This window comes from Kitasatospora sp. SC0581 (genome assembly GCF_048159585.1).
Lineage (GTDB): Bacteria > Actinomycetota > Actinomycetes > Streptomycetales > Streptomycetaceae > Kitasatospora.
Genome location: NZ_JBLRWA010000017.1, coordinates 52811 through 76947, shown reverse-complemented (window position 1 = coordinate 76947; position 24137 = coordinate 52811). Strand labels below are relative to the sequence as shown.

The window sequence follows — 24137 nt, the reverse complement described above, 5'->3', positions numbered from 1 at the left end:
AAGCCCCCGGTCGGACGCGGCGGGGAACCCTGCGAGGGCCGCGTCCGGCCGGGTTCCAACCCCTTCCCCGCCTACTCGTCGACGGCGTCCCACGCGTCGGCGGCGCCTCACTCATCGACGGCGTCTCACCCGTCGACGGCGTTTCACTCCTCGACGGGCAGCAGGCCCTCCTCCGGCAGCAGCCGGCGGGGGCCCGGCCCCTCGGCGGCCAGCTCGTCCCCCGGGTTGAGCACCCGGCAGCGGCGCAGCGACACGCAGCCGCAGCCGATGCAGCCGGTCAGCTCGTCCTCCAGCCGCTCCAGCTCGGCCCGGCGGGCGCGCAGCTGCTCGGCCCAGCGCCGGGAGATGCGCTCCCAGTCGTGCTTGCCGGGCATCCGGTCCTCGGGCAGGCCGGTGAAGACCTCGGCGACCTCGGAGAGCGGGATGCCGAGCCGCTTGGCGACCAGGATGAGCGAGATCCGGCGCAGCACGTGCCGCCGGTAGCGCCGCTGATTGCCGGCCGTGCGCTCGGAGGAGATCAGCCCCTGGTCCTCGTAGAAGCGCACCGCCGAGGTGGCGATCCCGGCCCGCCGGGCCACCTCCCCGACGCTCAGCAGGTCGACCGGCGCGGTGGTCATGGCGACTCCTCGGTTCCTTCGGCTTCCTTGACTTCAAGTTCCCTTGAAGTCCTAGCGTACCGGACGTGACCGAATCATCTGCTGTAGTGACCGACACCTCCCCTGCTGAGCAGGGCAGTTACGCACCGGAGTCGCAGTCCACCGGGGCCGCCGCCGGGTGGCGCGAACTCTTCTCCCGCCGGTACGCCGCCCCCGCCTCGATCCTGGCCGGCGGCGTCGCGCTGTACGCGATGAACCTCTACTTCACCGCCGCGCTGATGCCCTCGATCGTCGCCGACATCGGCGGCGAGCGGTACTACGCGTGGGTGGCCACCGGCTTCCTGATGGCCGCCGTGATCGCCTCGATGCTGGTAAGCCGGCTGCTGGAGCGCCTCGGCGCCGCCCGGGCCTACGTCCTGGGCTTCCTGGTCTTCGGCGCCGGCGCCGTGGTCAACGCGCTCAGCCCGTCGATGGCGGCGCTGATCCTCGGCCGGGTGGTGCAGGGCCTCGGCGGCGGTCTGGTGGCCGGGCTCGGCTACGCGGTGATCCGCAGCGCCCTGCCCGAGCGGCTGTGGACCCGCGCGGCCGGACTGGTCTCCGCGATGTGGGGCGTCGGCACCCTGGTCGGGCCGTCGCTGGGCGGGCTCTTCGCCCAGCTCGGCGCCTGGCGCGGGGCGTACGTCCTGCTGCTGGCCGCCGCGCTGGTGCTGGCGGTGCTGGCCCGCCGGGTGCTGCCCGGGCGCTCCGGCACGGGTCGGGGCGGCGGCCCGGTGCCGCTGCCCTCGCTGCTGCTGCTCACCCTGGCGGCGGCCGTCTTCAGCGTCAGCTCGACCGTGCCGTCCGGCTGGCCGACGGCGCTCTGCCTGCTCGCCGGACTGGCGCTGCTGGTGGGCTTCGCGGTGGTCGAGCGGCGCTCGGCGGCGACGGTGCTGCCGCGGCAGACCTACCGGCCCGGCAACCCCCTGAAGTGGCTCTACCTGACCGTCGCGGTGCTCTGCGCGGGCGTGGTGACGGAGAACTTCATCCCGCTGTTCGGCCAGCAGCTGGGCGGCCTCGGCCCGCTGGTGGCCGGCTTCCTCGGCGCCGCCACCTCGGCCGGCTGGACCGCCGCCCAGCTGTTCAGCGTCGGCATCGAGTCGGCCCGCGGCCGGGCCCTGGCGATCCGGGTCGCCCCGCTGGTGCTGGTCGGCGGCCTGCTGGCGTACGGGCTGTCGCAGACCGGGCACGCCTCCGGGCTCCGGGTGCTGCTCTGGGCGGTGGCGCTGTTCGCCGCCGGCACCGGGATAGGCCTGGCCTTCCCGCACCTGAGCGTGGCCGCGATGCGCAGCAGCAGCGACCCGGCCGAGGGCGGAAAGGCGGCCGCGGCGATCAACACCACCCAGCTGATCGCCTTCTCGGTGACCTCGGCGCTGGCCGGCACCCTGGTCAACCTGGGCGGGGACAGCCCGGTCGACTCGGCCCGGTACATGACCTTCGGGATCGCCGCGATCACCGTCCTGGGGGTGGTCACCGCCGCGCGCACCGCGCGCAGCCTGGGGCGCTGACCCCGGGTGCCCGGCCGGCCTCGGGCGCATGAGCAGGCCCCGGATCCCTTTTCGTCGGGGGGATCCGGGGCCCTTCACGTACCGGTCAGGAGGCCGGGCCCACCCGGACGGTGGTGATCCTGCCGCCCTGGGACTCCCGGACGACCTCGATCTTCGTGTTGGTGTCCGGCACCTTCACCGTCAGCTGCGGCGTGGCCGGGTCGCCGTACACCCCGGTGCGGTCGTTGAAGACCGGGACGGCCGGCTTCGACGGGATGCGCACCGCGACGCCGCCCTTGTGCAGGGTGAACGCCGTGGTCGGCTTGAGCGAGAAGGTCGCGTCGTAGGTCTGCGCCCGCCCGTTGACCAGCGTCCCGTCGGCGAAGCGGATCGGCGCCGGACGGGCGTCGATCGGCAGGATCAGCCCGCCGCCGGGGTGGTCCTTGGTGTTGTTGTCACCGTACGAGGTGTCCCACAGCCAGATCAGGACGCCCTCCTGGTACGGGTAGTTGTCCACCACGTTGGCCTTGCCCGCGACGCCGCTGTAGCCGAAGTTGTACGGGCCGGTCTTCAGGAACTCGCCGTAGCCGGTGTAGCGGCGGTTCTCGGCGAGGTACGCGCGCGGGTGCTGCTTGACGGCGGTGCGGCCGTCGATGACCGTGAAGCCGCCGGCCGTCCAGCCGTTCGCGCCGTTCTCGGCGCCGTCGGCGAACAGCACGGCGGCGCCGGCGGTGGCCTTGACGGCGTCCACCAGCACGCCCCGGCCGTGGGTGTTGCCGTCCGAGGTGACGTGGAAGCGCAGCCGGACCTGCTGGCCGAGGTAGCCGTCCAGCGGGATGTGCAGCTGCTTGTAGCTGCCGGAACTGCCGCTCAGGCCGGGGGTGTTGGCGCTGGTGTTGCCGATCGGGGCGCCGTCCACGGTGCCGCCGAGGGAGGTCCAGTGCTTGCCCTGGTCGGTGGAGGCCTCGACGGTCAGGAAGTCGTAGTCCTGCTCGGTGTCGTACCAGACCGCCGCGTCCAGGGCGGCCGGGCCGGCGGCGGTGCGCAGGTCGACGTCCCGGGCCAGGGAGTTGTCGAGGTTGTCGCCGGTGTCGCTCCACCACTGCCGGCCGCCCTCGTACGGGTCGGCGAGGTCGGTGCGGGTGGTGCCGTCCGGCAGGTGGACCAGGACGGCCTGGGCCTGGTCGGTGTTGTAGCTGCTCACCCCGAGCGCGTGGGTGGAGCGGGTGGCGGCCTGCGCCTCGTCGTAGTCGAGCCAGCCGAACTGCAGCTTGCTCCAGGCGTCGAGGTCGCCGGGGTAGCCGCCGGTGGTGTTCGGACCCTTGCCCAGGTAGGAGCCGGAGGACATCAGCGACCAGAAGTTGACGCTGTTGTCACCGCCGTTGGTGGGGTACAGGTCGGGCAGGCCGAGGTTGTGGCCGAACTCGTGGGCGAACAGGCCGACGCCGCTGTTCTCGCCCGCCTGGACGTAGTCGTAGACGTACAGGCCGGTGTCGCCGACGGGGGCGCCGCCGATCTTGTTGCCCTCCGGGCCGGTCTGCCCGGTCGCGTCCGGGAAGGTCCAACTGCGGTGCGCCCACAGCGCGTCGGCGCCCTGGGCGCCGCCGCCCCAGGTCTCGTCCACGCCCGCGTGCACCACGACGACGTTGTCCAGGTAGCCGTCCGGCTGGGCGAACTCGCCGTTCTTGTCGTGGTCGTAGCGGTCGTAGACGTCGTACTGGGCGAGCTGCGCCTTGATGTCGGCGGCGGAGCGGCCCTTGGCGACCTCGCCGTCGTACCAGGCCTTCACGGCGTCCCGGATGAACTCCTGGCCCTGGGTCCAGGCGCCGGAGCCCTGCGGGCCCTTGTTGCTGCCGTAGCGGGCCTCGTTGTACGGGACGGTGACCCAGTCGCTGACGGTGCCCTCGACGTCGTACCGGCCGGAGGACTGGGTGCGGTAGTAGTTGCGCATCGACACCGCGCCGGGCGTGTCGTCGAAGAACATCTTCTGGTAGTAGCCGCGGTCGAAGTCCTGTGACCACAGGGTGTGGTTGTCGTCCTTGCCCGGCTTGGGGATCTGGTTGTGGGCCGGGCCGGGGGTGCCGCCGTAGCGGGGCTGGCCGTTCCACTGGGTGGTGTTGTCGACCTGGTCGCCGAACTGGGCGAGGATCACGAAGACCTTGTCCGTGCGCTGGTGCGCGAGCTGGACGTAGTCGTTGCCGACCTTCACCTTCGCCGGGGCCCGCTTGCCGGCGGCCTTGGCGACGGTGCCCTTGTTGAGCTGCTCCAGGGCCTTGCCGCGCAGCGCCTGGCGCTCGCGCTCCTGGGGCGCGAGCGGGGCGGGCGGGGCCTCGGCGCCCTGTTGGGCGTCGGCGGACGCGGCGGCGAGGGTGGCGGGGGTCGGGGGTGCGGCCTGGGCGGGGGTGCCCAGCAGGGTGGCCGCTATCGCACTCGTGGTGAGTGCGGCGGCGAGGGCCGCGGACAGTCTGCGCAACTGACCGGTCCTTTCCGGGGGATGGGGGTGCCTCGGTCATCGGTAGGTGAAGCGCAGGTAATATTTCACATGTCACGGGTTACGTGAAAGAGGTGTGCGGCAAGCGGAAGGGCGCCGCACCCGGGGGTGCGGCGCCCTTCGACTGCCGGACCGGCGGCCGGCGGCCCGCCCGGACCGGGCGGAGGTCGCGCGGAGTGCCGCGATCCGGCCCCGACGCTGCTGCGGATCAGCCCAAGGAGGCCCGCAGGAAGGCGAGTTCGGCCTGGGCCAGCTGCTCCAGCAGCCCGCCCGGGGTCATGTGGGTGGCGCCGGGCAGCGGCAGCACGTTGTGCGGGCGGCCGGCCCGGGTGAGCGCCTGGGAGAGCAGCAGGGTGTGCGAGGGGTGGACGTTGTCGTCGGCCAGCCCGTGGATCAGCAGCAGCGGCCTGCTCAGACCGGGCGCGTCGGGGAGCAGGCAGTCGTCGGCGTACCCCTCCGGGTTCTCCTGCGGCAGGCCGAGGTAGCGCTCGGTGTACGCGGTGTCGTAGAGCCGGAAGTCGGTGGGCGGGGCGCCCGCGCAGGCGGCGTGGAAGACGTCCGGGCGGCGCAGCACGGCGAGCGCCGCGAAGTAGCCGCCGTACGACCAGCCGCGCACGCCGACCCGGCCGAGGTCGAGGTCCGGGTGCCGCTCGGCGAGCGCGTGCAGCGCGTCGACCTGGTCGTCCAGCGCCACCTGGGACATCCGCCGGAAGATGGTGCGGGAGAAGTCCGGGGAGACGAACGGGGTGCCGCCGTTGTCGACGGTGACCACCGCGAAGCCCTGGTCGGCCCACCACTGCTTGAGCTGCCAGCGGCGCGGCTCGGCGGCCACCGCCTGGTAGCCGGGCCCGCCGTAGACGTCCAGCAGGACGGGCAGCCGGGTGCCGGGGACGTGGCCGCGCGGGTACACCACGGCGCTGGGCAGGGCGCGTTCGGTGACCCGGGCGAGCCGCGGCTCCACCCGGTGGGGCAGCGGCTCGCTGAGGTCGGTGAGCGCCAGCTCGTGGCCGTCGCGGCTGATGACGCGCCGGACGCCGTCGGCGGTGGCCGAGGTGAGCAGCAGGGTGTCGGCGGCGGCGAGCGCCGAGTGCAGGCCGGGGCCGGAGGCAAGCGGCTCGGGTGCGCCGCCGTCCGGGTCGACCAGGTGGACGTACTGGTCGAACGGGTCGCCCTCGCCGGTCTCGCAGAGCAGCCGGCCGTGCAGCCGGCCGACGACCCGGCGGATCTGCAGGCCGGTGGTGTCCAGCGGCTTGCCGTCGAGCGCGAGGCCGCGGGCCTGCGGGGTGTCGTGGACGGTGAGCAGCCGGCCGTCGGCCAGCCGGGCGGGGGTGCCGGGCAGGTCGTCCACCCAGAACTCGTCGGTGGTGCGGGAGAGTTCGGCGGTGTCACCGGTGGCCGGGTCGGCGCTCAGCAGCAGCACGTTCTGCTGCAGGCGGTCGGCGACGGTGAGCAGCACCTCGTCGGTGGAGGCCCAGGAGGCGGCGCAGAGGTACGGGAACTCCTCGGTGTCCCAGCGCAGTCGGACCCGGGTGCCGTCGAGGCCGAGCACCCAGAGCTGGACGTCCGCGTTGGGGCCGCCGGCCTGCGGGTAGGCGAAGTCCTCGGGGGCCTCGCCGGGGTGCGCCGGGTCGGCGAAGTACCGCCGGGGGACGGCGGATTCGTCGACCCGGGCGGCCAGCAGCGCGCCGCCGTCCGGGCGCCACCAGTGGCCCCGGTGGCGGCCGAGCTCCTCGGCGGCGGCGAACTCGGCGACGCCCCAGCGGGCGCCGTCGGCGGGGGAGAGCGGTTCGAGGCCGGGGGTGACGTACAGGGCGTCCTCGGCGACGTAGGCGACGCGCTGTCCGGTGGCGTCCGGCCGGGGGTCGAACGCGGGCCCGGCGACCGGGAGTTCGTCGCTGGTGCCGGCGGTGGTGTCGGTGCGGAACAGCCGGCCGTCCAGGGTGAAGACGGCCGTGGCGAGGTCGGCGGTGGCGGCGTACGTGCCGATCCCGGCGGCGACCAGCCGGCTGCGCTCGCGCAGGCGGCGCTCGACGACGGGCAGGTCGTCGCGCCGGCCGGTGCGGCCGGGCAGCAGCGCGGCCGGGTCGGCGACCAGCCGCTCCTCGCCGGTGGCGGTGTCGAGCAGGTGGAGGCGGTCGACCGGATCCTCCGGACCGCTGGAGCGGAGGAGCAGCAGCCGGGTACCGTCCTCGGCGAAGGTGTACGCACGCGGCGCGCCGAAGGTGAACCGACCGGTACGGGCGCTGAGGGCAAGGAAGGCGTCGGTGATGGTCACGGCCCGATGGTGGTCGCGCGGTGTGTGTCCCGACCAGTAGTCTGTCATGTGAAATGTCACACACCAGTGTGCGCCAGTGAGCGGAGGAAACCGTGATCGAGGACCTGCGGACCGTCGAACCCCCGGCGCCACTGCCCGCCGCCGACGGGCTGTTCAGCGTGTCGCCGCGGACCGCGCACCTGAACCACGGCTCCTTCGGCGCCGTGCCCGTCCCCGTCCAGCGGGCGCAGGACCGGCTGCGCACCGAGCACGAGCAGGACCCGGACGGCTTCTTCGCCGACCTCCCGGCCCGGATCGCCGCCGCCCGCGCCCTGATCGCCGCCGAACTCGACACCGACCCGGACCGGCTCGCGCTCGTCTCCAACGTCACCGAGGCGGTCGCGATCGCCCTCGACAGCATCCCGTTCGCGCCCGGCGACCGGATCCTGGTCACCGACCACGGCTACGGCGCGGTGACCCAGGCCGCCGCCCGCAAGGCCGCCGAGACCGGCGCCGAACTCGTGGTGGCCCCCGTCCCGCTGGACGCCCCCGACGAGCAGGCCGTCCGGGAGGCGGTGCTCGCCGCCGTGGACGGCCGCACCACCGTCGCCGTCCTGGACCAGCTCACCTCGCCCACCGCCCGCCTGGTCGCCGGCCCGGCCCTGCTCGCCGACCTGCGCGCCCGCGGCGTGACCACCGTGGTGGACGGCGCCCACGCCCCCGGCATGCTGCCCGCCCCGATCGACCCGAACGCCGACTTCTGGTTCGGCAACCTGCACAAGTGGGCCTTCGCCCCGCGCGCCACCGGGGTGCTCGCCGTCCGCCCCGAGTGGACCGGCCGGGTGCGCCCGCTGGCACTGTCCTGGGAGCACGACAAGGGCTTCCCGGGCAACGTCGAGTGGCGCGGCACCTGCGACTACACGCCCTGGCTGGCCGCCCCGGCCGGCTTCGAGCTGCTGCGCGGCCTCGGCCACCCGGCGGTGGCCGCCCACAACACCGCCCTCGCCGCGTACGGCCGCCATGCGCTGACCGAGCGGGCCGGCCTGGCGCCGCTGCCCGCGACGCCCGGGGTGTGGATGCGCACCGTCCGGCTGCCGGCCGGGTACGGCGAGACCGAGCCGCAGGTGAAGGCGCTGATGGCCGAGGTGTGGCACCGGTTCGGCACCCGGATCGCCGTCCGCCCCTGGGCCGGCGGCGGGGTGCTGCGGGTCAGCGCGCAGCTGTACAACCGGCCGGAGGAGTACGAGCGGCTGGCGGACGGGCTGGCGGAGCTGCTGAAGGGCTAGGCGCGGCGGGTCTCCCCGGGCCGGTCCGGTCTTTCCCGGGCTTCCCCGGGTCGGTCCGGGCTCTCCTGGGTCGGCCCGGGGTCAGACCTCCAGCGCGAGTGCGATCTGGGTGAGCCGGTGGCGGGCCATCGCCAGGTTGGAGCGGCTGCGGTGGAGCGCGAGGAAGAGGAAGAGTCCGCGTGCCCCGGGCGCCGTGAGCGGCCGGACCAGGTGGTACTGGTGGGTCAGCGTGGTCAGGATGTCCTCGATCTCGACGTCGTGCAGGTTGAGCATCTCCATCGTGCGCATCTTGGCGCGGACCACGTCGGTGTTGCCCGCCGCGGCGACGTTCAGGTCCAGCTCGGCGCCGTCCCCCAGGGTGCCGAGGGCCATGCCGCTGCCGCAGTCGACCAGGGCGACGCCGATCGCGCCCTCGATCGCCATGGACTCCTTGAGGGACGTCTCCAGGTTCGCCATCGTGGCGGTCCTCCCGTGTCGTGGTGGCTGGGACGACGACGGTAGGGAGCCGTCACCGGCCTCCACCAGGAATGACCGGAGACGATCGGGCCTGACTCCGTCCCGATCACTTGAAGACATTTGCAACTATGGATCTGAGAGGGAACTGATCCCGGGAGTGTGCCGAGGGAGTGAATCCGTCGCACGGAAAAACGGTGCTATCGATGTCAGTCCACCCGGGTAACCTCTCGCTGAGATGCGAGATCACACCAATCACACCCGGACGGCGATGAACACCCCCGATCCAGAGCCCCAGGACGACCAGGAGCTCAGCCCCGCCGAGGCGTACGCGGCCAGCCGTCGCCGGGCGCAGGAGCAGGCCACCGCCCTGTACGGCTTCCAGCAGCTGTACGACTTCCCGCTGGACGACTTCCAGCTGGAGGCCTGCGAGACGCTGGAGGCCGGCTCCGGCGTCCTCGTCGCCGCCCCCACCGGCTCCGGGAAGACGATCGTCGGCGAGTTCGCCGTGCACCTGGCCCTGGCCGCGGGCCGCAAGTGCTTCTACACCACGCCGATCAAGGCGCTCTCCAACCAGAAGTACGGCGACCTGGTCAAGCGCTACGGCGCCGCCAAGGTCGGCCTGCTCACCGGCGACAACACCGTCAACGGCGACGCACCCGTGGTGGTCATGACCACCGAGGTGCTGCGCAACATGCTCTACGCGGGCTCCAGCACCCTCGACGGCCTCGGCTACGTCGTGATGGACGAGGTGCACTACCTCGCCGACCGCTTCCGCGGCGCCGTCTGGGAGGAGGTCATCATCCACCTCCCCGAGTCGGTCACCCTCGTCTCGCTCTCCGCGACCGTCTCCAACGCCGAGGAGTTCGGCGACTGGCTGGACACCGTGCGCGGCGGCACCAAGGTGATCGTCTCCGAGACCCGCCCCGTGCCGCTGTGGCAGCACGTGATGGCCGGCAACCGGATGTACGACCTGTTCGCCGACCCGGACCGCGACGGCCGCCCCAAGCACAGCCTGAAGAACCCCGGCAAGGCCGTCAACCCCGAACTGGTCCGGCTCGCCCGCTCCGAACTCGACCGCAACCCGCGCGACCGCTTCGGCCGCGGCCGGGGCCGCTCGATGCCCAACGGCCGTCCCGGCCGGGTCTGGACGCCGGGCCGGGTGGACGTCATCGACCGGCTCGACGCCGAGGGCCTGCTGCCCGCGATCACCTTCATCTTCAGCCGGGCCGGCTGCGAGGCCGCCGTCCAGCAGTGCCTCAGCTCCGGCCTGCGGCTCAACAAGGACTCCGACCGCGCCCTCGTCCGGGCGTTCGTCGAGGAGCGCTGCGCCGACATCCCCGACGAGGACCTGCACGTCCTCGGCTACTTCGAGTGGCTGGACGGGCTGGAGCGCGGCATCGCCGCCCACCACGCCGGGATGCTGCCCCGGTTCAAGGAGGTGGTCGAGGAGCTCTTCGTGAAGGGCCTGGTCAAGGCCGTCTTCGCGACCGAGACCCTGGCGCTCGGCATCAACATGCCCGCCCGCTCGGTGGTCATGGAGAAGCTGGTCAAGTGGAACGGCGAGACCCACGCCGACATCACCCCCGGCGAGTACACCCAGCTCACCGGCCGGGCCGGGCGGCGCGGCATCGACGTCGAGGGCCACGCCGTGGTCCTCTGGCAGCGCGGCCTCGACCCGGAGGCGCTGGCCGGCCTGGCCGGCACCCGCACCTACCCGCTGAAGTCCTCGTTCCGGCCCTCGTACAACATGGCCGTCAACCTGGTCTCCCAGTTCGGCCGGCACCGCTCGCGCGAGCTGCTGGAGACGTCCTTCGCCCAGTTCCAGGCGGACCGCTCGGTGGTCGGCATCGCCCGCCAGGTGCAGCGCAACGAGGAGGGGCTGGAGGGCTACCGCGAGTCGATGACCTGCCACCTCGGCGACTTCGACGCGTACATGGAGCTGCGCCGCAAGCTCAAGGACCGCGAGAACGAGATGGCCCGCGAGGGCAGCAGCCAGCGCCGCGCGGCCGCCGTCGAGTCCATCGAGCAGCTCAAGCCGGGCGACGTCATCCACGTGCCCACCGGCAAGTTCGCCGGCCTCGCCCTGGTCCTCGACCCGGGCCTGCCGCCGGTCAACCGCTCCGGCCGGGGCGGCCCGCGCCACCCCGACTACCAGGACGGCCCGCGCCCGGTGGTGCTCACCGCCGAGCGGCAGGTCAAGCGGCTCGCCATGATCGACTTCCCGCACCCGGTCGTCGCCGTCGACCGGCTGCGCATCCCCAAGTCCTTCAACCCGCGCAGCCCGCAGTCCCGGCGCGACCTCGCCTCGGCGCTGCGCACCAAGGCCGGCCACCTGGAGCCCGAGCGGTTCCGGCGCGGCCGCGCGGCCGCCGCCGACGACCCGGAGATCACCCGGCTGCGCACCGAACTGCGCCAGCACCCCTGCCACGGCTGCTCCGACCGCGAGGACCACGCCCGCTGGGCCGAGCGCTACCACCGGCTGCACCGCGACACCGAACTGCTGGAACGCCGGATGCGCTCGCGCACCCACACCATCGCCCGCACCTTCGACCGGGTCTGCGGGCTGCTCACCGACCTCGGCTACCTCAGCGGGGACACCGTCACCGACGACGGCAAGCGGCTCGGCCGGCTCTACGGCGAACTCGACCTGCTCGCCTCCGAGTGCATCCGCGAAGGCGTCTGGAGCGGCCTGGCCGCCGCCGAACTCGCCGCCTGCGCCTCGGCGCTGGTGTACGAGGCCCGCCAGGCCGACGACGCCGGCGCCCCCCGGGTGCCGGAGGGCGCGGCCAAGGAGGCGCTCGGCAAGATGGTCCGGATCTGGGGCCACCTCGACGCCCTGGAGGAGCAGCACCGGATCAACACCGCCGAGGGCGTCGGCCAGCGCGAGCCCGACCTGGGCTTCGCCTGGGTCGCCTACCGCTGGGCGCTCGGCCACAACCTCGACCAGGTCCTGCGCGACGCCGACATGCCGGCCGGCGACTTCGTCCGCTGGACCAAGCAGCTGATCGACGTCCTGGGCCAGATCCAGGACGCCGCGGGCGAGGACGTCGAACTCCGCAAGACCGCCCGCAAGGCCGTCGACGGCCTCCGCCGCGGCATCATCGCCTACTCCTCCGTCGGCTGACCGCAGCACCCCCGCAAGGGCCCGCCCGCTCACCCACCCGAGCGCGCGGGCCCTTCCGCTTTCCACCTCCCTGACGACGGGGGTGGGGAAGCGCCAGGCCGTCGGCCACCCCCACGCTCGCGCCGCTTCGGCGCCGCCGAAGCGGCAAGGAACCTGTGAGGGGTGCGTAGGAAATCGATACGGTCGACTTCCCGTGGAGACGAGGAACTCGACTGCCACGCTGAACCCCGGCGCCCCTCGCTCCACCCGAGCGAGGGCGCCGAACACCTCTCATGCCATTTCGAGGGCCGCTTTCACCGGGGGAGGCAGTTGGGTTGGTGGACAGCGCACACCAGCCCGGAGGGCGGCGCCGCGTCAGTTGAGCGTCTTGCTGTCGAATCCGTCGGCCAGGAGCCGCTGGTACGCATCATGAACCGTCTCCGGAACCTCCTGGGCAACGGCGAACCCGCGCCTCGGGTACTCGATCACCCGCTGGAGGTCGCCCACGAGGCTGTCGATCACGAGCTTGTCGTCGCCGATGCTCTTCACGTAGTCGTTCAGGCTCATCGGGGTCGAGGCGCACACCACCTCGGCCTCCGGCCACACCTTGCGGCATGTCGCGAACGCCCGGCGCTCCATGTACGGCATGGTCACGAGCAGCACCGACCGTGCCTCGATGCCGGCGGCCTCCAGGACGTCACGGGAGAACTGGATGTTCTGCCCGGTGTTGCGGGCGCGGGGCTCCTGGTGGATCGCATGCTCGGGGACCCCGAGGGCGATGGCGTGCTCAGTGAAGTGCACGGCCTCACCTCGGGGGAAGAGCTCCGGCCGGGACGGATTCGGCCCGCCCGTGAACACGATCCTCCGCACCAGGCCGTCCAGGTACAGGGCTGCCGTCTGGGCCGCCACTCCGAGGTCGTGGCAGCCCAGACCGATCGCCACATCGCACAGCCGCCGCTCGTGCCCCATCTGGTGGTATTCCCAGATCAGCGTGGCGTCCGCCCACTGTCGGTCGGTGATCTCGCGCTGCTGAGTGTCCGCCACGTTCTTCTCCTGCTCACTGAAGGCACCGTTCCCGCCGGAATCCGGACCGGATGCCTCGGATGCTCCTTCGCTGGTGGGTCGTACCGTACGTGTCCGCCAGCACCTCGGCCCTGTCCAGCAGGGCGAGCCCCTCCCCGGCAGTCGCGTGGTCGGTCAGACGGTGAAGGTGGGTGAAGCGCCAAGCCTTCGGCCATGGCGCTTCACCCGTCACCTTCCACCTCCTGTGCGGCTTCGGCTTCGCCTCGCCGCTGGGCCTCAACAGCGTTGCGCAGGAAGTCGGCCCAGTCGACTTCTCGTGGAGAAGAGACAGCCGACGCGAACGAGCCAATGCCGCCGGTCAGACCGTGGGCGGCGCCGGGGCGAAGTAGTCGCGGAGCATCTCGCTGGTCCACGTGGGTTGGCGGACTTCTCCCCGCGGGCCGAACTCCTCGAACCAGAGCTTCACTTCGAGGACCGGGGTGCCGTCGATGGCGTCCAGGTCCTCGACGTGCAGGTCCAGGCCGTCGACCTTCACGAGCCGACAGCGGGAGGAGCCGAGCCAGTTGATGCGCCGCATGTTCCGGTGGCCGAACACGCCGACCTCGGGCCATTCCGGATTGTCCCGGGGGCGGCGCGCACCGAAGTTCAGATCGGTCGGGTCGGTCCTGTGGAACCGGAAGATCACGTCGAGGTGGGAGAACTCCTCCAGCCCCTTCGTCGCGTCGAACGGAAACCTGTCGCCGTCGAGCCGGATGATGGCGCGCGTCCCTCCCCAGAAGTCGTCGGTCGGTTCCGTTCGACCTCCTACAACGTGCCCGAGCGCTTCCACGCTGAAGACGTCACTCATGTGTTTCCTCTCCTTGGAACGGACCGCGCTTGGGCGGCGGGTCAGATGGTGGCTGCCAAGTACTCGGCAGCGCGCCTGTCGACGGCGTCGATCGGTTTGCATGGCGTCGAGTGACTGGGATGAGATAGTGCGACCCTGGAGCGCTGCCCGGCCTTCACGAGGCTGAGGTGACCGAGAATGAGGAAGTTTTCCAGGGCGCGAGGCTGCGCTCGAAGCTCCTTGCCGCCCCTGAGGCGTGCAGTCCGGCAAGGATGATTCGCCAAGAGGCAGAGGGCGGAGGCATGTGATCCGGGCGAAGTGGTTGCGTCGGAACTCGTTGGCCCGAACCGGGGCCTGGTCAGAGGATGTTCCATTCGAGCCGGTCGTGTCCGGACCGCAGCCCTTGGATGCGGTGTCGTACCTCCGCGATCGTCGGGCTTCCGGCTGAGGCCCGCTTGGCGTTCGTGGTGATCATCCGCAGTTCACGGAGCGAGCACAGGGCGGGGTAGCCCTGCCACGACGTCACGTCGAATCCGTAGGCATCGGCGAACTCCTGATAGTGGGCGCGGCCGTAGCCGAAGCGGCGACAGTGGATCTCGACGGTGACGAGGTCGAGTTCCGGCTGCCCGAAGCAGGCGGTGTCCCAATCGCACAGGACTGCGGAATCCTCGTGGTGGAGCGCGTTCCGGTGCTGAGGGTCCCCCTGTGACAACCCCGGCGGCAGGACGTAGCGGACCTGGCGAAGCGCGTCCTCCAGCTCGGTCAGCCGCCGTTCGAGGTAGGCGACATCGTTCGCCGGCAATGCGGTGGTCTTCGCGATCGACCGCCTGATGGCACCGGCTGTGTCGACGGGACGGACATCGAAGGGAGGTAGTGGAAGCTCATGAAGCATGCGGAGGGGAACAGCAAGATGCGCCGCCGGGACGGGACGGTCGGGCTGGGGCAGGTGGTGCCAGAACGTCACGGCATGCCCGTCGACCACAACCGGTTGCTTCATCGGCAGCAGTTCGACGGTGGGGAAGTTCTTGCTGGTGAGCCACTGAACGAGCCGGACGGTACGGCGGACGCTCTCCAAGGGTGTGCCCGCCCTCGCGATCTTGGCGACCGCCCCGGCGGCCGGCAGCGTGTAGACGGCGTTGGTATGGCCGCGCAGCATCACGGCTCCGGTCGGGTCGAGCCCGACCTGGTCGCACGCGGCGTTGAGGATTGTGACGACCTCGGCTTCGGCGAACCCGCCGACCCGGACAACCGGAACACTCATACCTGTCAGGCTGACGGGCAGGGGAAGCATCTGTCACGTCCCGCCGGACGGAAGCGCCAGGAGTTCGCCGAGTTCCCGGGCTGCGCGAGGCCTCGCCTCCTTCGGCGTTATCTTGATGACATCCGCCGCGCGGGTGCCGAGGATCTGCGTACGGTGGTCACCGGGCACCGCCAGGTAGGTGTCCCGGGCCAACTAGCAGGCCTCGGACACGCTCCGCTGCCGAACCAGACACATGGCCTGCTCCAAGCGCAGCAGCGCCGGGTCGATACCGGTGTGGTCGGGGTAGAGGCGCAGAGCCTCCTCCTGGGCACGGCCGGCCTGCACCGTGTCGCCGAGCGCGGTGAAGGCGCCCGACAAATAGAGCTGGAGCCGCCGATAGGGGAACGCCCAGGCATCGTCCTCCAGGGCTGCCTGCCGACTGCGTTCGAACAGCCCGCGGGCTTGTGCGATCGACGCGCGGGCGCCGTCCTCGTCTCCCTGGCGAGCCTTGATCCGGGCTTCCGCGGCGGCGGCGAACGCTCCTGTCGCGGACGGCCGCCCGCGGTTGAGGAGCACAGCCTCGTGGGCAAGGGCTGCTGCCTCGGTCAGAGGCCCGTAGTAGAACGGCAGCATTGCTGCTTGCACTCGCACTCGTGTGCGCAGTTCGCGGTTGCCGCTGTCGTCGGCTGCTGACTTCCCGGTCCCGTACCAGTCCCGGGCCTGCTCCTTTCGTCCCAGCTTCATCAGGGCGTCCGCGGTCAGAGTGGACAGCACGGCGATCATCTCGGACAGACGCACCTGGACGAGCGCCGGCTGCCGCTCTTCGGAGTACTGCCGGACTTCCTCCAGGGTTGTCAGCAGCCGTGCCAGCATCACCATCGGGGGGTCGGACACGTAGTCCCGTCGCAGCGTGAGGAGCTTCCCGTCCAGGGACTCCAGCTCCCCGGTGGTGAGCGTCGTGCTCGCCAGCGTGCGTTCGATGGCGCGCCGGTGTGCGCGGGCCACAGCATCGAACGGGTCGCTCACGTCAGGCGACCCGGGTGCGGCCGCACGTTCGGTCACCGGAACATCGGGTGCGACGGGCGGCGTGAACACGGTCACAGGCGAGCACACATCCGCCCGGTAGCCACCGGAAAGTCCCAGTCCTTGCGCATCGGTCCGGTAGAGGCGACACAGAAGGTCGATGGTCTGAGCCCGCGGCATCCGAGCGCTCCGCTCCCACGCGCCCAGCTGCTCGGCGTCCGGATTCGGACGGTCGAGCGCCAACCCATCGCACAGGGCGATCAGTTCGCTGACGGCACGAGCTCGTGTCCACCCCCGGGCGAAGCGGTGAGCACGGAGGCGCGTAACGCCACAGCACTCAACGATCGCAGCCACCGCCATGTCGATCGTCCAGCCGTTCACCAAGGCACGGGCCCTGGTACTCGCTGCGCAGGACGGCTTGTGACCCACGCCCCACCTCCACTATCGCCGAGCGACAGCCTAGTCGCCCGGGGTCACTGACTGACCGTCAAAACCAGTAACTCATTGCCGGTTTGCATCACCGCTGGCGTCAAAGCAGTGAGTCCGGCTCGTAACGGCAACTTCTTCCGCTTGCCCCTCGACTCTGACGCGGCGAGTCTCTGTGGACACGCGATGGCCACCACTCGCCACCCCCGCCAATGACCCGGGAACACTTGCCCATGTCCAGCCAGGAGGAACAGCCATGCACCGTGTCCTGGAGGTCAAAGCCAAGGTCACAACCGCGTCCCTCGGCGCGATCCGCAACCTGTTGTCCGAGGAGGTCGCGAGAGCCGGCATCGTCCTCGACGAGTCCCGGGCGTACGCGCTCCGCGTGTGTTCGTCGGAGTTCGTCGACAACGCGATCAAGCACGCCGCCGGTCAAGGCCCTGACCGTGAAGCCGTGTTGTTGATCGAAGTGGGCGTCGACCGGGAGCGCGGCCGTTTGCGGACCACAGTGACGGACCCGAGCGTGGTCGAAGCGGCGATGAACAGCAGCGTCGACGACCTCGAGGCGACCAGTGGCCGCGGACTGGTGGTCGTCGACGGTTACGCGGACGACATCGGATGGCACCAGCGGATCGACCTTCAGGGGCGGCCCACCGGCTGGTCCGTCTGGTTCGAACTCGACGTGGAACCGGCGACCTTCGGCCAGGCCACCGCCGCTGAGGCGGAAGTGCAGCCGAAGGCCGTCGTGCGGCCCCCCGAGCGTTGCCTGATGGTCGGCCCCGGGCACGCACCCGGGAATACGCCGAGGCCGAACCGACCGGCACAACGGCCTGGGGAACGCACCGTCGTGCCGACGGCCGCGAGCCGACGTCTCCACGGGCCGGGCCGGGCCGCCACTCCCGTCCACCCTTCCACTCCGTACCCGAGGACTGCTCCATGAGCGTCGGAACGCGAACCAGAAAGCTGCTCAAGACCATCAGCCCCGCCCGCAGACTGGACATCGCGGCCTCCTACGAGGCCCTGACGCAGGCCTGCGTGGCCACCGGCGACGACCCCGCGAAAGCCGAACTGCTCAGCGACAGCCCGAACCACCTGTGGTCGCTCGGCTCGCGCTCGCGCGCACTCGCCATCGTCCACCCGGACGTGGACGAGGCCTGGGCGCTCATCAAGGGCGCGCAGTTCCTCCGGGAGCACCTGCTCCCCGTCACCTCCGCCTACTACACCGAGGTCCGCGCGGCCGTCGACGGCCAGGCCGTGACCTTCTGGCAGGACCCAGGGAAGCCGAGCACCGACACGTCCCTCTCCGCGTGGGTGACCGCCCTCACCCACCGCATCGACCCCGGGACGGCTCCGTGGCTGCGGGAGCACGACCCGTTCGCCCACCTGCTGGACGGCTTGGACGACGCGCCGCTGGACGAGTCCGCCCGCCGGTTCCTGCGCGAACGCGCCGCCCAACTGCGAGAAGAGTGGGACTACCTCGACTGGCCGACACCGGAAACCGTCGTCCTCGGCGCCCTCGGCATGGTCCCCTGCCATGACGACGGAGTCCACGTCGGACTCCTGCTGCGCCGCCCGCTCCGACGCGGCCACCGCGAGTGGGACCTGGTCGCCGCCCGCTGGCGCTCCGAACTGCTCACCGGCCCGCGTCAGGACCACCGGACCTACGCCGACACCTACCTCTCCTACGAGCGGGAGGATCGGCTCCCGGACCACCCCTACATCGGAGCCTGGTCCGGCTACCAGGTCGTACGCGACATCGTTGTCCTCACCGCGGCGATGAACACGGTCCGCCGCGCCCATCTCGACGCCAACATCCGCCAGGAGGCCGCCCACCGCCTCGCGTGCCTGCGCGGCGCCCACTCGGTCCCGTGGAACTGGGGGCCGCGATGAGGACGCTGCGGCCCCTGCGCCGCCACCGACCTGATCCCGCAGGTCTCCGCCTGGCCGGCACCCCTCAGCGGAGAGGCGCCGGTGCACTCATGCCGGATGACCGACACCGAGCACCACACGCTCTATCGAAACTTCCCCGCCACCGGCGTGATCGGTCTCCTGTCCGAGCGCCGCTGAAATGTGCCGGGCCCCACGCCCCGGCGCCGACGGGATCCCGGTCGAACCGGCCCCGGCACCCGCCCGGAGTTGGCAAGCTGGGGCGGCCACTTCGGCACCCGAGGCAAGGAGCGTCCCGTGCACACCGTCCTGACGACCGACCACCCCGCCTGGCAGGAGAACCCCACCACCGGCCACCGGCAGCGCCCCCTGCGCACCGCCGACGGCCGCTGGCTGGCCACCCTCACCCCCGACGGCCTCGACCTGGCCTGCGTGGACGGCACGGAGGACACCAAGCCCGCCCTCGTCACCACCGACCCGGCGTCGCTGCCCGGCACGGTCCCGGCCGCCCTCCTCACCGGCCTGCACGGTCTCGGGCCGAGCGTGCGCGTGGCCAACCCGTGGCTGTGGGACGCGATCACCACCGCCGTCCTGCGCCAGGTCGTCCGCGCTGACCAGGCCCGCCGCCTCTACCGCGGCTGGTGCGCGACCCACGGCACCGCTCTGCCGGGCACCGACCCAGCCCTCCGCACCGCCCCGACGCCCGAAACCGTCCTCGCCCTGACCGACGAGCAGTTCGCCGCCGTCGGCACCACGTTCCACCGCACCGCCCTGCGCGCGGCCGCCGGCGCCTACCAGGAGCACCGCACCCGCTGGGAGCAGCTGGACGCCCCGGCCCTCGCCGCCGCGCTCGTCACCGTGCCGCGGATCGGGCCCTGGACGGCAGCCGCAGCGGCCGCCGACTTCACCGGCGACTTCTCCGTGTACCCGCACGCCGACCTCGCGGTCCGCACCTGGGCCGCCCGCATCGCCCCCGACCACCCCTGGCCCGCCGCCGACAAGCCGAAGAGGACCGAGGCCCTGTTCGGCGCGCACTGGCACCACCTGGCCGACGGAGAACCGCGCCACCTGCACACCCTCACCCTGTCGACACTCACCTGGGGGGCCCATGCCCGCACCGATCAGCTCGGAGGAACAGACCCGCACCGCCCGTGACCTGGTCGCCGGAGCCGACCCGCACCGCTCCCTCGACTGCCTGTTCGTCAACGCCCCGCTGCGCGACTACGGCCTGCGCCCGCGCGTCAACGACTACACACTGCCGGTCCTCGGCATGGGCTACATCGCCACCCACGCCGCCGCGCACGGCTTCAACGTCGGGATCCTGGACGCCGAGGCCCACGGACTCGGCGTCCGGCGCACCATCGACACCGTCAACGCGCTGCGGCCGCGCTGGGCCGCGTTCAACCTCCTCGCCCCGACCTACGAACTGACGGCGCGGATCGCCGCCGCCCTGGACCCGGTGATCGCGCTGATGGCCGGCGGCCACCACGCCAAGGCCGACCCGCGGCGCGTCCTGGACGACCCGCGCTTCGCCCGCCTGGAGGCCTTGGTGATCGGCGAGGGCGAGACCCGGGTCACCGCCCTGCTCGGCGACCTCCACCGGCGCCGCGAACTGCCGAAGGTGATGTGGCGCGACCGCCTGCTCGGCACCACCGCCCGCGGCATCCCGCAACGCGGCGACACCGCCCGCTGGCTCGCCCCCGACATCAACGCCCTCGCCCTCGACCGCCGCTTCCTCACCCAGGACCCGCACCGGGCAGCCGACGGCCGCATCGAGGCCAACCTGGTGTGCTCGCGCGGCTGCCCCTACGAATGCGGGTTCTGCGGCGCCGCCGCCTCCATGAACCCCGAGGTCAGCATCCGCACCCGCACCCCCGAGAACATCGTCGCCGAGATGCACCGGCTCCACGCCGACCTCGGCTGCACCGCCTTCCGCGCGGTGGACGACCTCTTCCTCGGCGCCCGCCGCGTCATCCACCCCGCCCTGGACGCCTTCGCCGCCGAACGCGTCGGCGAGAGGTACGTGTGGGACGCCACCGGCCGCATCAACGTCCTCGACCGCGAAAGCGACACCGTCCTGGAACGGCTGCGCGCCAACGGACTGCGCGAGGTCGCACTCGGCATCGAATCCGGCTCCGCCCGGGTCCTGGAGGCCATGGACAAGCGGATCACCCCCGCGATGACCCTCACCGTCGCCCGCCGCCTGCTGGAGAAGGGCATCGGCGTGAAGGGGTACTTCATCCTCGGCTACCCCGGCGAGACCAGGGACGACGCCCTCGCCACCCTCGCCCACATCCGCGCACTCTGGGCCCTGTCCGACCGCCTGCCCGGCACCTTCCGCGCCTCCGCGTTCACCTTCCGCCCCTACCCCGGATCACCCGTCTTCGCCGACCTCGTCCGCCAGGGCTGGGACCCCGAGGCCCTGCAGACCTACCAGGACGTCGACCTCACCGGACACGGCGCCGACGAGGCCATGCGCGACCGCGACGAGTTCAACTTCGCCACCGGCCAACAGTTCGGCCACGTCCCCCTCACCCAGCTGTACGACTGGCTCGCCGACATCTCCCGCGAACAGCACCACCGCAACACCGCCACCGCGGCCCGCCGGGAGGTGACCGCGTGAACGGCCTGCTGCTCACCGTGGACGGGCCCAGCGGCCTGGGCAAGTCCACCGCCGTCGCCGCCACCGCCCGCGCCCTGCGGGAGGCCGGACACACCGTCCACACCGCCACCGGCCCCTCCGCCACCCCCTACGGCCAGGCCGTGCGCGCGAGCGCCGCGACGATGCGCGGCCGCGCCCTCGCCCTGGCCGTCGCCGCCGACCGCCTCCACCAGCTCGACACCGACGTCCGCCCCCGCCGCGCCGCCGGCACCACCGTGCTGCTGGACCGCTACCTGCCCTCCACCCTCGTCCTCCAGCGCGCCGACGGTGTCGACACCGACTTCCTCCTCACCGTCAACCAGGGCGCCGACGTCCCCGACCTCGCCGTCCTCCTCACCGCCGACCCCGACACCGTGCAGCGCCGCCTCGCCCACCGCGGCACCCGCCACCGCTTCGAACTCGACGCCGCCGCCACCGCCCGCGAACTGCTGCTCTACCAGGAGGCCGTCCCCGTCCTCGAACGGCTCGGCTACCACCTCCACACCGTGGACACCACCCACCTGTCCCCCGAGCAGACCGCACAGGCCATCCTGGAAGCGGTACCGCACCGGACGATCAACACCAAAACCCCGTACGGCAGTTAGAGAGAACATGAGCACCAGCGACACCAGCCCCGCCACCGCGTCCGCCCCGCTCCCGATCGTGGACGTGCACGTCGTCCTGCGCACCCCGGACGGCAAGATCCTGCTCTCCCAGCGCGGCGGCCCCTACGGCTACGGCCAGTGGCACGCCCCCAGCGGCAAGCTTGACCCCGGCGAGAAGCCCGCCCACGGCGCCGCCCGCGAGCTGGCGGAGGAGACCGGCATCACGACCGACCCGGCCCGCCTCCGCCTCGCCTACACCGTCCTGCACCACCAGGACTCCGCGCCCCTGCGCCTCGGCCTGTTCTACCTCGCCACCGCGTGGCAGGGGGAGCCCGTCAACCGCGAGCCCGAGAAGTGCCTGGACCTGCGCTGGTTCGCCGAGGACGACCTGCCCGACGACCTGATCCCGTACCCCGCCGCAGGCATCCGCGGCGCCCTCACCGATCCCGGCGGCCTGGCGTACCACGGCTGGCCGGCCGCGTAGCGGTCGGCCGGTAGGGCAGGGGCCCGCGCGTTCGAGGCGAACGTGCGGGCCCCGGGGTGGAATCGGGGTCAGCGGGTGGCGAGGGATTCCAGGAGGCGGTCGAGGGAGGTGCCGAGGCCCCAGCGGGTGGAGAGTTCCTCCAGGGTCATGGGGTAGAGGGGTTCGCGGGGGAGGACCGGGTCGAAGTCCGGGAGGGGGGCGTCGGGGGCGACGCGGACGACGGTGGGGGCGACGTCGAGGTAGGCGGCGCCTTCGACGATGTTGCGGCGGCGGGCCGGGGTGAGCTTGGAGCCGAGGTCGAGGGCGGCGGCGCGGATGGCCGGGAGGTCGCCGTACTCGTTGATCAGTTGGGCGGCGGTCTTCTCGCCGATGCCCTTGACGCCGGGCAGGCCGTCGGACGGGTCCCCGCGCAGGGCGGCCATGTCGGCGTACTGGGCGCCGCGTACGCCGTACTTCTCCTGGAGCAGCGCGTCGTCGGTGACCTGGAGGTTGCCCATGCCCTTGACCGGGTAGAGCACGGTGATCCCGCGGGCGTCGTCGACCAGTTGGAAGAGGTCGCGGTCGCCGGTGACGATCTGCACCGGGCCGGTGGCGCGGGCGGTGAGGGTGCCGATCACGTCGTCCGCCTCGTAACCGGGGGAGCCGACCCGGGCGATGCCGAGGGCGTCCAGCACCTGCTCGATCACCGGGACCTGCGGGGCCAGGGTGTCGGGCACCTCCTCCTCGCCGTCCTCGGCGGCCTCGGCGACCCGGTGGGTCTTGTAGGAGGGGACGAGGTCGACCCGCCACTGCGGGCGCCAGTCGGCGTCCATGCAGGCGACCAGCTGGTCGGGCCGGTGGTCGTGGACCAGCCGGGCGATGAAGTCCAGCAGGCCGCGGACGGCGTTGACCGGCTCACCCTGCGGCGAGCGCAGGGTGTCCGGTACGCCGTAGTAGGCCCGGAAGTACAGGCTGGCGGAGTCGAGCAGCATCAGTCGCGGTGCGGTCACGTCTCAGATCATGCCGTACGGCGGTGACGGACCGCCGGTTCTCAGTGCTCGTGCGGTCCGGCGCGGTGGACCGGGCCGTGGGAGTCGGCGCAGTGCTCGGCGGCGGAGGAGGCGGCGGAGGCGCCGTTGGGGGCGGCGGTGGAGTCGGGCGGGGTGGCGATCTGCAGCAGCGCGCCGGCCTCGTCCTCGCCGACGTGGTCGACCTGGAGGGTGGAGTGGGTGATGCCGTACTCGTCCGAGAGCCGGCGCTGCAGGGAGCGCCGCACCGCGTGGCAGTCGCCGCCGGGGGTGACGAGGATGTGCGCGGACAGGGCGGGCTGGCCGGAGGTGATCTCCCAGATGTGCAGGTCGTGGATCTCCTCGACCAGCGGTTCCGTGACCATCCGGTCGGCGACGGCGTCCGGGTCGATCCCGGCCGGGGCGGCCTCCAGGAAGATCCGTCCGGAGTCCCGGACCAGCGCGATGCCGGCCTTGAGCATCAGTGCGACGACGATCAGCGAGGCGATGGCGTCGGCCCGGGCGAAGCCGGTGGTCAGTACGATCGCGCCGGCGACGGCGGTGGCGATGAAGGCGTACAGGTCGGTCAGGACGTGCTGGAAGGCGCCTTCGACGTTCAGCGAGCTGCGGTTGGCCTTGGACATGCACCAGGTGGCCGCGAGGTTGACGACGATCCCGATCAGCGCGGTGATCAGCACCAGCGAGCCGGTGACCTGCGGCGGCTCGAGCAGCCGGGTGACCGCCTCGTAGCCCAGCCAGGCCGACAGCACCAGCAGGGTGACCCCGTTGGCCTGCGCGGAGAGGATCTCGGCGCGCTTGAGGCCGTAGGTGTAGCCGCCCCGGGCCGGGCGGGCGGCGAGCCGCATGGCGATCAGCGCGAGCACGATCGAGGCGGCGTCGGTGAGCATGTGCGCCGCGTCCGAGATCAGGGCCAGGGACTGGGCGGCGAAGCCGACCACGACCTCGCCGGCCATGAAGACGACGATCAGGGCGAGGGCGCTGAGCAGCCAGCGGCGGTCCGCGTCGGCGGCGACGCCGTGCGAGTGGCCGCCGTGCCCTCCGGAGCCGTGGGAGTGCCCCCCGGAACCGTGCGCGTGCCCGCCCGAACCATGCGCGTGCCCCCCGGAGCCGTGCGAGTGGGAGGGCGAGTGCCTCTGGTCATGCGCATGATCATCGTGCGAGTGCTCGTGCCCGGCCATGGAAGTCCTCTCTGGGCGCACGGGTGGGAAAGGGGGCGCGATACGACCGCCCCGCAACCGAAGTGAACCGCAGAATCGACAAAGATCC

General features: G+C 72.1%; 19 protein-coding genes. 9 read left to right on the top strand and 10 right to left on the bottom strand.

What is annotated here, in order from left to right; genetic code table 11:
- Positions 1-143 precede the first annotated feature (143 nt).
- Positions 144-617, bottom strand: a complete 474-nt coding sequence (soxR, locus tag ACLWS4_RS24070; RefSeq protein WP_049651587.1) for a redox-sensitive transcriptional activator SoxR — start codon at positions 615-617, stop codon at positions 144-146.
- A gap of 86 nt (positions 618-703) precedes the next feature.
- On the opposite strand from soxR, the gene ACLWS4_RS24065 reads away from it, so the two are divergent.
- A complete protein-coding gene (locus ACLWS4_RS24065) occupies positions 704-2140 on the top strand; it encodes an MFS transporter (RefSeq protein WP_416875202.1) in 1437 nt (478 codons plus the stop codon).
- Between the two features lie 85 nt (positions 2141-2225).
- Here ACLWS4_RS24065 and ACLWS4_RS24060 read toward each other — a convergent pair whose 3' ends face one another.
- Positions 2226-4592, bottom strand: coding sequence for an immune inhibitor A domain-containing protein (locus ACLWS4_RS24060; RefSeq protein WP_416875201.1), 2367 nt, complete (start codon positions 4590-4592; stop codon positions 2226-2228).
- A gap of 226 nt (positions 4593-4818) precedes the next feature.
- A complete protein-coding gene (locus ACLWS4_RS24055) occupies positions 4819-6885 on the bottom strand; it encodes a S9 family peptidase (protein ID WP_220450036.1) in 2067 nt (688 codons plus the stop codon).
- Between the two features lie 92 nt (positions 6886-6977).
- Here ACLWS4_RS24055 and ACLWS4_RS24050 point away from each other — a divergent pair, with 92 nt between their 5' ends.
- Entirely contained in the window at positions 6978-8150 is a 1173-nt protein-coding gene (locus ACLWS4_RS24050) for an aminotransferase class V-fold PLP-dependent enzyme (protein WP_241852864.1), read from the top strand.
- Positions 8151-8231: 81 nt separating this feature from the next.
- Here the strand turns inward: ACLWS4_RS24050 and ACLWS4_RS24045 are convergent, their stop codons facing one another.
- The gene (locus ACLWS4_RS24045) at positions 8232-8606 is read right to left on the bottom strand and encodes a hypothetical protein (protein WP_074002332.1); all 375 of its coding nucleotides are present in this window, start codon (positions 8604-8606) and stop codon (positions 8232-8234) included.
- Positions 8607-8874: 268 nt separating this feature from the next.
- Between ACLWS4_RS24045 and ACLWS4_RS24040 the strand changes: the two genes are divergently transcribed.
- Positions 8875-11730: a DEAD/DEAH box helicase gene (locus ACLWS4_RS24040; protein ID WP_049651584.1), complete on the top strand. Its 2856-nt coding sequence runs from the start codon at positions 8875-8877 to the stop codon at positions 11728-11730.
- A gap of 354 nt (positions 11731-12084) precedes the next feature.
- Here the strand turns inward: ACLWS4_RS24040 and ACLWS4_RS24035 are convergent, their stop codons facing one another.
- The 4 genes from ACLWS4_RS24035 to ACLWS4_RS24020 form a co-directional block, all read right to left on the bottom strand.
- The gene (locus ACLWS4_RS24035; protein ID WP_416875200.1) at positions 12085-12753 is read right to left on the bottom strand and encodes a YdcF family protein; all 669 of its coding nucleotides are present in this window, start codon (positions 12751-12753) and stop codon (positions 12085-12087) included.
- 337 nt (positions 12754-13090) lie between these two features.
- Positions 13091-13579 (bottom strand): TrmO family methyltransferase domain-containing protein, encoded by a 489-nt coding sequence (locus ACLWS4_RS24030; RefSeq protein WP_416875199.1) that lies wholly within the window; start codon positions 13577-13579, stop codon positions 13091-13093.
- A gap of 337 nt (positions 13580-13916) precedes the next feature.
- Positions 13917-14819, bottom strand: a complete 903-nt coding sequence (locus ACLWS4_RS24025) for a phosphotransferase (protein WP_049649896.1) — start codon at positions 14817-14819, stop codon at positions 13917-13919.
- A 192-nt stretch (positions 14820-15011) separates the two neighbouring features.
- The gene (locus ACLWS4_RS24020; RefSeq protein WP_416875198.1) at positions 15012-16202 is read right to left on the bottom strand and encodes a tetratricopeptide repeat protein; all 1191 of its coding nucleotides are present in this window, start codon (positions 16200-16202) and stop codon (positions 15012-15014) included.
- A 301-nt stretch (positions 16203-16503) separates the two neighbouring features.
- On the opposite strand from ACLWS4_RS24020, the gene ACLWS4_RS24015 reads away from it, so the two are divergent.
- The 6 genes from ACLWS4_RS24015 (at position 16504) to ACLWS4_RS23990 (ending at position 21864) form a co-directional block, all read left to right on the top strand.
- Positions 16504-17187 carry an ATP-binding protein gene (locus ACLWS4_RS24015; protein WP_416875197.1) on the top strand — a complete coding sequence of 228 codons (684 nt, stop codon included), beginning with the start codon at positions 16504-16506 and terminating at the stop codon, positions 17185-17187.
- The gene (locus ACLWS4_RS24010) at positions 17184-18137 is read left to right on the top strand and encodes a hypothetical protein (RefSeq protein ID WP_416875196.1); all 954 of its coding nucleotides are present in this window, start codon (positions 17184-17186) and stop codon (positions 18135-18137) included. Before ACLWS4_RS24015 ends, ACLWS4_RS24010 begins: the two co-directional genes overlap by 4 nt.
- Before the next feature lie 294 nt (positions 18138-18431).
- Positions 18432-19289 carry a hypothetical protein gene (locus tag ACLWS4_RS24005; RefSeq protein ID WP_416875195.1) on the top strand — a complete coding sequence of 286 codons (858 nt, stop codon included), beginning with the start codon at positions 18432-18434 and terminating at the stop codon, positions 19287-19289.
- Positions 19243-20757, top strand: a complete 1515-nt coding sequence (locus ACLWS4_RS24000) for a B12-binding domain-containing radical SAM protein (RefSeq protein WP_416875194.1) — start codon at positions 19243-19245, stop codon at positions 20755-20757. Before ACLWS4_RS24005 ends, ACLWS4_RS24000 begins: the two co-directional genes overlap by 47 nt.
- The gene (locus ACLWS4_RS23995) at positions 20754-21380 is read left to right on the top strand and encodes a dTMP kinase (protein WP_416875193.1); all 627 of its coding nucleotides are present in this window, start codon (positions 20754-20756) and stop codon (positions 21378-21380) included. Before ACLWS4_RS24000 ends, ACLWS4_RS23995 begins: the two co-directional genes overlap by 4 nt.
- A gap of 7 nt (positions 21381-21387) precedes the next feature.
- Positions 21388-21864: an NUDIX hydrolase gene (locus ACLWS4_RS23990; protein ID WP_416875192.1), complete on the top strand. Its 477-nt coding sequence runs from the start codon at positions 21388-21390 to the stop codon at positions 21862-21864.
- Positions 21865-21932: 68 nt separating this feature from the next.
- Here the strand turns inward: ACLWS4_RS23990 and ACLWS4_RS23985 are convergent, their stop codons facing one another.
- Together ACLWS4_RS23985 and ACLWS4_RS23980 are read right to left on the bottom strand one after the other, a co-directional pair.
- Positions 21933-22835 carry a 5'-3' exonuclease gene (locus tag ACLWS4_RS23985; protein ID WP_117491547.1) on the bottom strand — a complete coding sequence of 301 codons (903 nt, stop codon included), beginning with the start codon at positions 22833-22835 and terminating at the stop codon, positions 21933-21935.
- 59 nt (positions 22836-22894) lie between these two features.
- Positions 22895-24049 (bottom strand): cation diffusion facilitator family transporter, encoded by a 1155-nt coding sequence (locus ACLWS4_RS23980; RefSeq protein WP_117487189.1) that lies wholly within the window; start codon positions 24047-24049, stop codon positions 22895-22897.
- Positions 24050-24137 lie beyond the last annotated feature (88 nt).

Coding starts and splice junctions, on each gene's coding strand:
- soxR (WP_049651587.1), bottom strand. CDS start 617: ATGACCACCGCGCCGGTCGACCTGCTGAGCGTCGGGGAGGTGGCCCGG.
- ACLWS4_RS24045 (WP_074002332.1), bottom strand. CDS start 8,606: ATGGCGAACCTGGAGACGTCCCTCAAGGAGTCCATGGCGATCGAGGGC.
- ACLWS4_RS24040 (WP_049651584.1), top strand. CDS start 8,875: ATGAACACCCCCGATCCAGAGCCCCAGGACGACCAGGAGCTCAGCCCC.
- ACLWS4_RS24030 (WP_416875199.1), bottom strand. CDS start 13,579: ATGAGTGACGTCTTCAGCGTGGAAGCGCTCGGGCACGTTGTAGGAGGT.
- ACLWS4_RS24025 (WP_049649896.1), bottom strand. CDS start 14,819: ATGAGTGTTCCGGTTGTCCGGGTCGGCGGGTTCGCCGAAGCCGAGGTC.
- ACLWS4_RS24015 (WP_416875197.1), top strand. CDS start 16,504: ATGCACCGTGTCCTGGAGGTCAAAGCCAAGGTCACAACCGCGTCCCTC.
- ACLWS4_RS24010 (WP_416875196.1), top strand. CDS start 17,184: ATGAGCGTCGGAACGCGAACCAGAAAGCTGCTCAAGACCATCAGCCCC.
- ACLWS4_RS24000 (WP_416875194.1), top strand. CDS start 19,243: ATGCCCGCACCGATCAGCTCGGAGGAACAGACCCGCACCGCCCGTGAC.
- ACLWS4_RS23990 (WP_416875192.1), top strand. CDS start 21,388: ATGAGCACCAGCGACACCAGCCCCGCCACCGCGTCCGCCCCGCTCCCG.
- ACLWS4_RS23985 (WP_117491547.1), bottom strand. CDS start 22,835: ATGCTGCTCGACTCCGCCAGCCTGTACTTCCGGGCCTACTACGGCGTA.
- ACLWS4_RS23980 (WP_117487189.1), bottom strand. CDS start 24,049: ATGGCCGGGCACGAGCACTCGCACGATGATCATGCGCATGACCAGAGG.